The sequence below is a fragment of the Rhodopseudomonas pentothenatexigens genome (genome assembly GCF_900218015.1).
GTDB lineage: Bacteria > Pseudomonadota > Alphaproteobacteria > Rhizobiales > Xanthobacteraceae > Rhodopseudomonas > Rhodopseudomonas pentothenatexigens.
Genome location: NZ_UFQQ01000053.1, coordinates 1 through 11,005 on the forward strand (window position 1 = coordinate 1; position 11,005 = coordinate 11,005).

Annotated in this window: 9 protein-coding genes and 2 pseudogenes; 2 read left to right on the forward strand and 9 right to left on the reverse strand. The window is 67.6% G+C overall.

What is annotated here, in order from left to right; genetic code table 11:
• Window positions 1–126 (forward strand): annotated as a pseudogene (locus DWA33_RS25835) (IS110 family transposase); the annotation flags it as partial.
• 156 nt (window positions 127–282) lie between these two features.
• Here DWA33_RS25835 and olsB read toward each other — a convergent pair.
• The 9 genes and pseudogenes from olsB to rsmI all read right to left on the reverse strand — a co-directional run bounded on the left by olsB (window position 283) and on the right by rsmI (window position 9,332).
• A complete protein-coding gene (gene olsB / locus DWA33_RS24585) occupies window positions 283–1,233 on the reverse strand; it encodes a l-ornithine N(alpha)-acyltransferase (RefSeq protein ID WP_114361101.1) in 951 nt (316 codons plus the stop codon).
• A gap of 159 nt (window positions 1,234–1,392) precedes the next feature.
• The gene (locus DWA33_RS24590) at window positions 1,393–3,300 is read right to left on the reverse strand and encodes an ATP-binding protein (protein ID WP_114361102.1); all 1,908 of its coding nucleotides are present in this window, start codon (window positions 3,298–3,300) and stop codon (window positions 1,393–1,395) included.
• Between the two features lie 127 nt (window positions 3,301–3,427).
• Window positions 3,428–4,965 (reverse strand): annotated as a pseudogene (locus tag DWA33_RS24595) (YifB family Mg chelatase-like AAA ATPase).
• 99 nt (window positions 4,966–5,064) lie between these two features.
• The gene (locus tag DWA33_RS24600; RefSeq protein WP_114361103.1) at window positions 5,065–5,298 is read right to left on the reverse strand and encodes a hypothetical protein; all 234 of its coding nucleotides are present in this window, start codon (window positions 5,296–5,298) and stop codon (window positions 5,065–5,067) included.
• Window positions 5,295–5,951, reverse strand: coding sequence for a 4-coumaroyl-homoserine lactone synthase (gene rpaI, locus DWA33_RS24605; protein WP_114361104.1), 657 nt, complete (start codon window positions 5,949–5,951; stop codon window positions 5,295–5,297). The genes DWA33_RS24600 and rpaI overlap by 4 nt, the downstream gene beginning before the upstream one ends.
• A gap of 86 nt (window positions 5,952–6,037) precedes the next feature.
• The gene (gene rpaR, locus DWA33_RS24610; protein WP_114361105.1) at window positions 6,038–6,769 is read right to left on the reverse strand and encodes an HTH-type quorum sensing-dependent transcriptional regulator RpaR; all 732 of its coding nucleotides are present in this window, start codon (window positions 6,767–6,769) and stop codon (window positions 6,038–6,040) included.
• A gap of 232 nt (window positions 6,770–7,001) precedes the next feature.
• Window positions 7,002–7,943: a glutathione synthase gene (gshB, locus tag DWA33_RS24615; RefSeq protein WP_114361106.1), complete on the reverse strand. Its 942-nt coding sequence runs from the start codon at window positions 7,941–7,943 to the stop codon at window positions 7,002–7,004.
• A 71-nt stretch (window positions 7,944–8,014) separates the two neighbouring features.
• Window positions 8,015–8,407, reverse strand: coding sequence for a YraN family protein (locus DWA33_RS24620; RefSeq protein ID WP_114361107.1), 393 nt, complete (start codon window positions 8,405–8,407; stop codon window positions 8,015–8,017).
• On the reverse strand, window positions 8,394–9,332 hold the full coding sequence (rsmI, locus tag DWA33_RS24625; protein WP_167443281.1) for a 16S rRNA (cytidine(1402)-2'-O)-methyltransferase: 939 nt from the start codon (window positions 9,330–9,332) through the stop codon (window positions 8,394–8,396). The genes DWA33_RS24620 and rsmI overlap by 14 nt, the downstream gene beginning before the upstream one ends.
• Before the next feature lie 237 nt (window positions 9,333–9,569).
• Between rsmI and DWA33_RS24630 the strand changes: the two genes are divergently transcribed.
• Window positions 9,570–10,769: a penicillin-binding protein activator gene (locus DWA33_RS24630; RefSeq protein WP_114361109.1), complete on the forward strand. Its 1,200-nt coding sequence runs from the start codon at window positions 9,570–9,572 to the stop codon at window positions 10,767–10,769.
• The last annotated feature ends 236 nt before the right edge of the window (window positions 10,770–11,005 follow it).

Consider the following 11,005-nt stretch of genomic DNA (forward strand, 5'->3'; position numbering starts at 1 on the left):
ACGCTGACCGCCAGGGGTAAACCACACAAGCTCGCCTTGGTCGCCTGCGCCCGTAAGCTGATTATCTTCATCAACACAGTCGTCGCCCGCGGCACCCCTTGGATCGCTAAATCTGCCGCGATCTAATGGTTGCTCAGGATGAGGACTCAGTGCCTTAGGAAAGGTCGGATCGTTCAATCAAACGATGAACCGCTCTGGCACTCAGCATGAAAGCAAATGCACTGGGATACTGGGTCACCCGCATTCGCGGGCGACGACGGTGAGTTGTGTGGGAGTGCCCTGCTACGCCGCGTGCCGCGACGCGTCCGCGCCGAAATGTTCGATGTAGCGCGAGCTGATCGCCGACACCGGCAGGATGATCAGCACGTCGGTGGTGCCGAACTGATAGTCGATCACCGCGCCCTCGCCGATCGTGGCGCCGAGCCGCAGATAGCCTTTGATCAGCGGCGGCAGTTCGCGCAGCGCGGCCTTCTGGTCGACCGCCTCCTTCGGCAGCCGGTTCATCTCGACATAGCGCGACGGATGCGCGCGGGCGCGCCAGGCTTCCGGCGCGGGCGCGTAGTGATGCAGGAACGACAGCGGCATCGCCAGGCGGTCCGGGTCGGTGCCGTCGAAGCTGGCGCAGCCGAGCATCACGTCGACGCCGTGCTGGCGGACATAGGTCCAGATGCCGTGCCACAGCAGCTCGACGGTGCGCTTGTTGCGGTACGGCGGCAGCACGCAGGAGCGGCCGAGTTCGAGAAAGCGCAGCTCCGGATGGCGGGAGATCAGCCCGCCGATATTGAATTCGCTCTCGGTGTAGAAGCCGCCGTTGCGGTTGGCGACGTCCTGCCGCAGCAGCCGATAGGTGCCGACCACGGGCTGCTTGCCGCTCAGCGACGGCTTGGCGGAATGATCGACCACCAGCAGATGATCGCAGATCGGATCGAACGCATCCTTGTCGCGCCGGGCCAGCATCGTCGGCGCGTCGGCGATCGCGGTGCCGTCTTTGTAGAACACGCGGTAGCGCAGCTTCTGGGCGCGCTTGACGTCCTGCTTGGTCTGCGCCAGCCGCACTTCGAGCGGGCCGAGCCGGCCCAGCGTCGCCGGCGAGGTCCCGATCGGCTTGCCAGTCTCGGCGAGCTTGGCGGCCGGCTTGAACCAGGTAATCGCGGTTTGCGCAGCGGCTCCGGCAGTCTCCGGGCGCAGCAGCTTGATGAATTTCTTCGAGCGGGCGAGATGGTCGGTGTGCATGGCGTCCTCGCGACCGCACCCGTCCCGAACGGAATCGCCGCGGCCTGATCGCACCAACAATCATGGCCGTTCAACAGCGATGTGACGCGATGATTGCCGGACGATGACATCGCCGCTGACTTTGTTGTTAGCAGCGCTACCCGGTATCTACTTGCCGCGTCAGGCGGTTTGTCGCGCGGAGAACAGCTCCGACAGGATTGCGGCGAGCCTGTCCGGATCGACCGGCTTGATCAGGAAGCCGTCCATCCCGGCCGTCAGGCAGGCGTCGCGATCCTCCGCCAGCGTATTCGCGGTCAGCGCCAGGATCGGCACCCGCGTCCCCGTCTGCTCGGCTTCGCATCGCCTGATCTGCCGGGCGGCTTCGAGCCCGTCGAGGATCGGCATCTGCACGTCCATCAACACCAGGTCGAACGGAGTGCCGGCCCGCTCCGCGGCTCGCCACGCCGCGACGGCGCTGCGGCCGTCGCGGACGATCTCCGCACCATGGCCGAGCCGGCGCAGCAGCGCGCGAATCAGCAGCGCGTTGATGTCGTTGTCTTCGGCTACCAGGATCGTGAGCGGTGGCTGTGTGGCGGCTGCCGGCGCATCTTTTGGCTCCGGCGGATCGCCGTCCGCGATCCGCGGCGCTGTGATCCCGGCCGGCAGGCCGAGCCGCGCCGCGAGCGAAGCGGCGCGCAGCGGCTTCACCAGATAGCCGGTGAATGCGGCCGGCAGATCCGGCAGCAGCTCGTGCCGCGCCGCCGGCGTCAGCATCACCAGACGGTGCGTTGCGTGCGGCTCAGCCTCACGCGCCAGGGTCTCGATCGCGTCCGATCCCAGCGCATGATCGATCAGCACCGCGTGCCAGCCGCGCTCCGGCAACCGGGCCATCGCGGCCGCAATATCGTCGCACAGGCAGGTCTCGGCGCCCCAGCGCCTCAGCCGATGGCCGGTCAGCGAAGCGCCGACCCCGTATGGCGCGACGATCATCACCGACGCGCCGCGCAGGTCGGGCGCAGATGGAACGGCTGCACCGTCGGCATCGGCCGCGATGAGCGGCAGCGTGACGGTGAAGGTCGAGCCCTGCCCCGGCATGCTGTCGAGCGCGATCCGACCTCCCATCGCCGCGACGATGCGGTCGCTGATACTGAGGCCGAGGCCGCTGCCACCGAAATTGCGGGCAATGCCGGCGTCGGCCTGTTCGAACTCGCGGAAGATCCGTGCCTGGGCGTCGGGTGCGATGCCGATACCGGTGTCACGGACGATCAGATGCAGCTCGCCCGGGTGATCGGCGGGCTCGGCGATCAGCGCCACTCCGCCGGTTTCGGTGAATTTGATGGCGTTGCCGCAGAGATTGAGAAGCACCTGCCGTAACCGTGCGGCATCGCCGATCAGCCGCGCGGGCAGCCGCTCGTCGATATCGGCCACGATCTCCAGCCCGCGCGCTTGCGCGCGGGGCGCCAGCAGCTCGACGAGTTCTTCGATCAGGCCGTTGAGTTCGAACGGACGATGGTCGAGTTCGATCCTGCCGGCTTCGACCCTTGCGTAATCCAGCAGATCGTCGGTCAGCGCCAGCAGTGCCTCGCCGGAGGTTTTCACCGCCTTGGCGTAGGTCGCCTGTTCGGGAGTGAGCGAGGTGTCGAGCAACAACCGGCTCATGCCGATAATGCCGTTCAGCGGCGTGCGGATCTCGTGCGAAGCCATCGCCAGCAGCCGCGACTTGGCGCGGTTGGCTGCGTCCGCCGCAACGGCCGCCGCCGTCGCGGCGCGCGGTTCGCCGGAGTCGAGCGGCGGCGCCGCGGCCGTTTCCAGCGAAGTCGTGAGCAGGCGCAAGCGGCTGCGCAGTCGCCGCAGTCGCATCGATTGAATCGCTAGCCCGAGGCAGGCCAGCGCGAACAGGAAACTGGCACCGATCGCGAACGCATGCGGATCATAGCCGGAGGTTTCCGGCCGGCTGCCGAACAGCAGCCCGTACGCCCCGCCGAAGCCTGCGGAAAACGCCACCACGGCGCGGCTCGCCATCGCGACGCGCGGATACCGGCGGGCGAACAGCCGCAGTCTCGACCTGATCCGCAGCTTGCCCGCCATCGCCGCTCCCACACTTGCCGTTTTAAGGCAACGCAGAACCATGAGCCTGGGGTGCTGCGATCAGGTTGAAAGTCGCGAACTACCCGGTCGGCGCCGGCAAACAGGGTTGACGGCGCCTTAACGGCGCTCAGGCCGCGCGGCGCTGATCGTCAGCCAGGGCGCGGTACGACAACGCCTCGGCCAGATGGAGGCGCCCGATCCGGTCGCAGCCGTCGAGATCGGCCAGCGTGCGCGCCACCCGCAGCACCCGGTGATAGCCGCGCGCCGACAGCCGCATGGTTTCGGCGGCGTCATGCAGCAGTTTCAGCCGGCCGAATCCGGCTGCGCCGTGGTCTCCAGCACCGCGGCTGGGGCTTCCGCATTGGTGCGGATCTGCGGCAGTCCGGCCGATGCGTAGCGCTCCCGCTGCACGTCGCGGGCTGCCGCGACCCGGGCGGCGACCTCGGCGGAGCCTTCGGCCGGCGGCGGCAGGATGAGGTCGGCGGCGCTCACCGCCGGCACTTCGATCCGCAGATCGATGCGGTCCATCAACGGACCGGAAATGCGCGATTGGTAGTCGGATGTGCAGCGTTCGACCCGGCCGCGCTTGCAGGCGAAGCCGGGCTCGAACGCTTGCCCGCAGCGGCACGGGTTCATCGCCGCTACCAGCATCACCCGGGCCGGATAGGTGACGCGGTGGTTGGCGCGCGACACCGCGACCTCGCCGGTCTCCAGCGGCGCGCGCAGCGAATCCAGCACCCGCGGATCGAATTCCGGCAGCTCGTCGAGGAACAGCACGCCCTGATGCGCCAGCGAAATTTCGCCGGGCCGCGCCTTGATACCGCCGCCGGTCAGCGCCGCCATGCTGGCGGAATGGTGCGGCGCGCGGAACGGCCGCCGCGCCGTCAGCGCCCCGTCGCGGATTTCGCCGGCCACCGAGGCGATCATCGACACTTCCAGCAGTTCGGCGGGCGTCAGCGGCGGCAGGATCGACGGCAGCCGCGCCGCCAGCATCGACTTGCCGGCCCCCGGGGCGCCGATCATCAACAAATGATGCCCGCCGGCGGCGGCAATTTCGAGTGCGCGTTTGGCGCTCTCCTGGCCCTTGATGTCGCGCAGGTCGAGCATCGAGGCCTCGGCTTCCCGGACCCGCGGCAGCGGTCGGCCGAGCAGTTGCGAGCCCTTGAAATGATTGGCGATCTGAATCAGCGACCCGGCCGCGACAATCTGGATGTCGGGGCTGGCCCAGGCCGCCTCCGAGCCGCAGGCCGCCGGGCAGATCAGGCCATGATCCCGGCCGTTGGCGGCGATCGCCGCCGGCAGCACGCCCGCGACTGCCGCGATCGATCCGTCGAGCCCGAGTTCGCCGAGCACGGTGAAGCCTTCGAGCGCGTCGGGCGGAATGGCGCCGATCGCCGCCATCAGCCCGAGCGCGATCGGCAGATCGTAGTGGCTGCCTTCCTTGGGCAGGTCGGCAGGAGCCAGGTTGACGGTAATCCGCCGCGCCGGCAGCGCCAGGCCGGACGCGATCAGCGCCGACCGCACCCGCTCGCGCGCTTCCGACACCGCTTTGTCGGCAAGCCCGACCACCGCAAAGGCGGGCAGCCCGGGCGACACCTGGACCTGGACATCGACGCTGCGCGCCTCGATGCCTTCGAACGCCACCGTGGATACGTGCTGGACCATGACGTCCCTCTCCGCAGAGCCACAAGGCTAGCCGCGGTGCACCGCCTAGGCAAGAACATTAAGGGAACAAACCGGCGGGCGCCGCCCGCCGGCGCGGGTTCAAGCGCTGTTCTTGTGGCGGGTCTCCAACGCGATCTCTGTCAGGTCGACCTCCAGCCGCGCCATCATCAGGAGTTGGACCGCCGAGGGGATGCCGAGATCTTCGGCCTGTTCGATCGCGCGATTGATCGTCGAGGCCAACGTATCGATGCTGATCGCCTGCTGCTTGATCGGCGCATTGGCCGCACTGAGAACCACCGGCCGCGCGGTGCCGGGCTTGGACGAGGCATTCATGTGATCACCTGGAATTCCGGAAGCGATTGACGGCGCACGGTTTCGAGCCCGCGCCATTGCAGCGTGGGTCCGGGCACCGAGCGGCGATTGCAGATGCCGACCCAGGCGTCGTCGTCGACGTCGACGGTCACCGCGGTGGTCGAGAAGCCGTTGATGTCTTGGGGCAAACCGAGCGGCTTGGCCTTCCAGCCCTGATCCACCAGACGCGGCAGCCACCACGTCTCCAGCACGATGGTGAAGGCCGAGACGCCGATCGACAGCCCGTATTCCATCGCCGCGGCCTGGATCACGGCTTCGGCGCGCGGCCCGCCGTGCTCGCCGCGCTTCCGCGGCACCACGAAGATCCGCGACAGCTCGTAGGCGTCCGGCCGCCGCACCGGGCCGGTCAGCGCCAGCTGAGGGAAGACGTCGCTGAGCAGCGTCGGCGAAGTGGTCGGCACCATCCGCATGCCGGCGACGATCTCGTCGTTGTCGACGCCGAGCAGATACACCGCGTCGTCGGTGTCGAACTGATCGATCTCGCGGCCGTCCGGCCGCGCCAGCTCTTTCCAGCCGCGCTCGACGACGTAGATCTGGTGACGAATGCGGAAGTAAGCATCGAGCAGACCGGCGTACAGCGCACGGTTCTCTCGACGGATCACATGAACCTGCATGATGAAAATTCCCCTCCTGCAGTGGGTCTGCAGGCGGGAAATGTGCAGGCGCGAAGGGGAACCTAACTACTGTCCGATCGGACAGGTCACAAACGGATCAATCCCAGGGTCAATGCCTTGGCGACGGCCGCTGTGCGGTTGGCAGCGTCGAGCTTGCGGGCCGCTTCGATCAAGTGGAATTTCACCGTCCGCTCGGTGATGCACAGGATCATCGAGATCTCCCAGGCGGTCTTGCCCTGGGCCGCCCATTGCAGGATTTCGCATTCCCGGGCGGTCAGTCTGTTGCGGCGCGTCGGCTTCGGCCGGCCGAGCGCACGAAGGCGGCTGTGGGCATAGATGCTGACGAGCTGCATCGCGCCGCGGGCCGCGGGGCTGAGGTCGGGGTCCTTGCCGGCCATGCTGATCGCCGCACTGCCGTCGTCGTAGTGCAGCGGGATGCAGTAGCCTTCGACCAGGCCGAACTCGGCGGCCCGGGTCATCACCCGGTGGGCGGCCGGGTCGCGGTCACGGTCGTACGGCGCCTCGGACCAGACGAAAGGGTGGACGGTGGTGGCGCCATGGCGTGGCACCGGGTCGACCGCGCTGAAGTTCTCGCTGACATACAGGTCGAACCAGTCGCGCGGCCAGCCATTGGCCAGCGTCAGCTCCGGAAGCTTGGCGTTTCGTGACGGAAGGCCGGCCATGATGTAGGCGGTGAAGCCGCAGCTGGCGATCAGCGATTCGAACCGGCTGATCAGCGCCGGTGCGTCGAGCCGCTCGACGGCGTCGACGAACTCCAGCGCCCGCTTTCCCCAAAGCTGATCTTCGCCGACAATCATGCCGCCGGAACCTCCGATCCCATCAGTTATGGTCGCCCGCGGAGCAAACCGGGACCCGGTCGACCGATCAACAACTTAGCATTGCCGCTTCCGATCCACCGCCGGCTTTCTCTGGAAGCCTTACTGATGCCCGAACATCAGGCGGAGCCTGATAGTTGTGCGGCGGACGCCGCCGACTGGCAAGGGGTGGCTGGTCGCGCCGACCGTGAAAACGCTCGGCCAGGCGAACCTCTTACGCCCTCTTCACCTCGATGACGTCCCAGACCTTCGCCGCGATGTCGGGGCCGCCGAGCCGCGCCACGGCACGGATGCCGGTCGGCGAGGTGACGTTGATTTCGGTCAGGTAACCGTCGATCACGTCGATTCCGACAAATAGCAGACCGCGCTCGCGAAGCCTGGGACCGAGCGTTGCACAGATCTGCTGTTCACGGGGCGACAGTTCGGTCGCCGCCGCGGCGCCGCCGCGAACCATGTTGGAGCGGAGATCGTCGGCGGCCGGCACCCGGTTGACCGCGCCGGCGAATTCGCCGTCGACCAGGATGATACGCTTGTCGCCGTGCTTCACCTCGGGGAGGAAGCGCTGAATCACCCAGGGTTCCCGGAACGTGACTGCGAACATATCGTAGAGCGACCCGAAATTGATGTCCTGCGGCAGTACCCGGAACACCGCGGCGCCGCCGTGGCCGTGCAGCGGCTTCATCACCACCGCGCCGTGCTCGGCCCGGAACGCGTTGATCTCGTCCTTGTCGCGGCTGATCAGCGTCGGCGGCATCAGCTCGGTGAAATCCATCACGAACAGCTTTTCCGGCGCGTTGCGAACGCTGGCCGGATCGTTGACCACCAGCGTCTGCGGATGGATCCGCTCCAGCAGGTGCGTCGAGGTGATGTAGGCGAGGTCGAACGGCGGATCCTGGCGCAGCAGCACCACGTCGAAGCTGCGCATGTCGACCCGGCTGGCTTCGCCCAGCGTGAAGTGATCGCCTTCCTGATCGCGTACCTCGAGGCTCTGGACCGACGCCACGACGTCGTTGCCGCGCAGCGACAGCCTGTCGGGCGTGAAGTACGACAGGGCGTGGCCGCGGGCCTGCGCTTCGAGCAGCAGCGCGAACGTCGAATCGCCGCGGATGTTGATCCGCGCGATGGGGTCCATCTGGACGGCGACCTTCAATGTCATGTCGGGTGTTCCGGAGTTGCAGAGCGGCGGAGACGATGCGGGGTCGTGGCGGCTTGGTCAAGCAGCCGGGCTCATGGCGTGGCGTCGAACGCGCCGGGCAAATGGCGGGGCGCTGTGTTGGGGGCGATCAGGATGGCGTCGAAGCGCAGCTCGCTCATCGCGTGTTCGGGATGCCGGCTCAGCCAGGCTTCGGCGGCGGCGACGATCCGGCTCTGCTGCCGCGGCGTCACCGCATAGGCCGCATCGTCGACGTTGCCGCGCGCCTTCACCTCGACGAACGCCACCAGCGCGCCGCGCTGTGCGACGAGGTCGATCTCGCCGCAGCGGGTTTTGAAGCGCCGCGCTAGGATGCGATAGCCTTGTCGTTCAAGATAGTCGGCCGCGCTGGCTTCGGCCGACAGTCCGGTGCGGAACGCGGCGATGCGCGCCAGCGCCGAAGGTCGCGGGCGATCAGTGTTCGCCATCGTCGGCCTCACGCCGTTGCGACAGCTTCAATGCGCGGGCGTAGATGTCGCGCTTGTGCCGGCCGGACAGGTCGACCGCCTGCGCGACCGCATCCTTGACGCTGTGCCGCGTCAGAGCTTCACTCAGCCAGCGGTCGAGCGCGTCGTCGTTCATCACGCGGGCGGCCGGGTCGGGCGGCGCGATCACCACCACGAACTCGCCGCGGGTTTCCATCTCGCCGGCTTGCGCGGCGAGTTCGGCGAGCGAGGCGCGTCGCACCTCCTGGTGCAGCTTGGTGAGTTCGCGGCAGATCGCCGCCTCGCGCGTCGCGCCGAGCAGTTCGGCGAGGTCGCGTACCGAATTCTGAATCCGGCTGCCGGCTTCGAACAGCACCAGCGTCGCATCGATCGCCGCAAGCTCGGTGAGGCGCGTGCGGCGAGCGCCCTGCTTGGACGGCAGGAAGCCGTCGTAGAAGAACCGGTCCGTCGGCAGGCCGGCGAGCGACAAGGCAGCAAGCACGGCGGAGGGCCCCGGCAAACTGATTACTTGGTGTCCGGCAGCGTACGCCTCGCGGACCAGCTTGTAGCCGGGGTCGGAAATCAGCGGCGTACCGGCGTCCGACACCAGTGCGACAGAACCGCCCTGGCCGAGGATTTCGAGTAGCTTCGGCCGCATCTGCGTTGCATTGTGCTCGTGATAGGGTTTCAGCCGCGCCGAGATGCCGTATCGTTCGAGCAGGCGATGGGTTATTCGTGTATCTTCGCAGGCGATCAGATCGGCACCGGCCAAGGTTTCCAGCGCACGCAAGGTGATGTCGCCGAGATGACCGATCGGGGTGGCGACGAGGTGCAGACCCGGCGCCGCGCGCGCCGCGACCACGCGCTGCCCGGCGATCAGGAATGTTCGCGCGCCCGGCTCGGCGGTTTCTAACGATGGTACGGACATGTTTCGGTCGAGGCGCATCGTAACTGATCTGCCCGTCGTGCTGGAGGGCAGGACGACGGAAATGTCGAAAACGACGGCACGGTGATTTGTCCGGCGCTGCCAAGCAGCATAAACCTATTGGCCCGGTTAATCATTGGCCGACATTGTGATGAAATCTTCGGCTGAAGCCCGCAAGGGCCGATCGCCCGGAGCACGACACCAGATCCGGCGCCACGCCGGACCGCTGCAAGAGATGGCATGGGAAGCTTGCACGATCCACACACGAAACCGTTCCGAACCACCCGCCGCGCCGCGCTGGGACTGTTCCTCGGCGCTCCGCTGCTGACCGCCTGCTCCGGCGTCCAGCAAACGCTGAGCGATCAATTCGGCCAGCAGCAGCCGGCGCCGGGACCGACCCAGCAGCCGGCCGCAGTCGGCAGCGGCCGGGTCAAGGTCGGGCTGGTGCTGCCGCTGTCGGCGCCCGGCAACGCCGGCGTCGCCGCGCAATCGATGAAGAACGCCGCCGAGATGGCGCTGGCCGAATTCCACAATCCGGACATTCAACTGCTGATCAAGGACGACGGCGGCAATCCGGTCGGGGCGCAATCGGCGACCCAGCAGGCGTTGGCGGAAGGCGCCGAAATCATCCTCGGGCCGTTGTTCGCACAGTCGGTGCCGGCTGCCGCGCAGGCGGCACGGGCGCGCGGCGTCAGCGTGATTGCGTTCTCGACCGATTCCAGCGTCGCCGGCCGCGGCGTCTATCTTCTGAGCTTCCTGCCGGAATCCGACGTGAATCGGATCGTCGGCTACGCCGGCAGCGTCGGCAAGCGCTCGTATGCGGCGCTGCTGCCGGACAACGCCTATGGGTCGGTGGTCGAGGCCGCTTTCAAGCAGATCACCAGCCAAAAGGGCGGGCGGATCGTCGCCTTCGAGAAATACGGCGCCGATCGGGCCGGTCCGGCGCGAACCATTGCGGCTTCGCTCGGCAGCGCCGACGCGCTGCTGCTCGCCGACGACGGCGAGGCGCTGGCCGGAGTCGCCGACGCGCTGACCGGCGCGGGGGCTGATCTGAAGCGCGTGCAACTGATCGGCACCGGGCTGTGGGACAATCCGCGGGTGTTTGCCACCCAGGCGCTGCAGGGCGGGCTGTATGCGGCGCCGGATCCGTCCGGCTTCCGTGCGTTCGCGGGCCGCTATCGCACCCGCTATGGCCAGGACCCGGTGCGGACCGCGACGCTGGCCTATGACGGGGTTGCGCTGGTGGCGGCGCTGGCCCGCACCCAGGGGACCCAACGGTTCTCGACCGAAGTCCTGACCAACCCGTCCGGCTTCGCCGGCATCGACGGCCTGTTCCGGTTCCGGGCCGACGGCACCAATGAGCGGGGCCTCGCGGTGATGAAGGTCGCCAGCGGCGGGCCGGTGGCGGTGGCCGGATCGCCGAAGAGTTTTGGCGCTTAGAGCAGTTCTGTTTTTGATAGAATCAGAGTTGATCGGCACCGCCTGCCACACGCACAACCTCATGGTGAGGAGGCGCGTAGCGCCGTCTCGAACCATGTGACGCAGGGAACGCGTTACCCCATCCTTCGAGACGCCCGGCTTCGCCGGGCTCCTTGTATTAGCGCGATCTGCTATCCTTCATCATTCCCTTCGGGGAATGCCCCGTCCCGGACGGCCATCCGGGACGGGGCGCCGGT

Coding starts and splice junctions, on each gene's coding strand:
- rpaI (WP_114361104.1), bottom strand. CDS start 5,951: ATGCAGGTTCATGTGATCCGTCGAGAGAACCGTGCGCTGTACGCCGGT.
- rsmI (WP_167443281.1), bottom strand. CDS start 9,332: ATGTCCGTACCATCGTTAGAAACCGCCGAGCCGGGCGCGCGAACATTC.
- rpaR (WP_114361105.1), bottom strand. CDS start 6,769: ATGATTGTCGGCGAAGATCAGCTTTGGGGAAAGCGGGCGCTGGAGTTC.
- olsB (WP_114361101.1), bottom strand. CDS start 1,233: ATGCACACCGACCATCTCGCCCGCTCGAAGAAATTCATCAAGCTGCTG.
- gshB (WP_114361106.1), bottom strand. CDS start 7,943: ATGACATTGAAGGTCGCCGTCCAGATGGACCCCATCGCGCGGATCAAC.
- DWA33_RS24630 (WP_114361109.1), top strand. CDS start 9,570: ATGGGAAGCTTGCACGATCCACACACGAAACCGTTCCGAACCACCCGC.
- DWA33_RS24600 (WP_114361103.1), bottom strand. CDS start 5,298: ATGAATGCCTCGTCCAAGCCCGGCACCGCGCGGCCGGTGGTTCTCAGT.
- DWA33_RS24620 (WP_114361107.1), bottom strand. CDS start 8,407: ATGGCGAACACTGATCGCCCGCGACCTTCGGCGCTGGCGCGCATCGCC.
- DWA33_RS24590 (WP_114361102.1), bottom strand. CDS start 3,300: ATGGCGGGCAAGCTGCGGATCAGGTCGAGACTGCGGCTGTTCGCCCGC.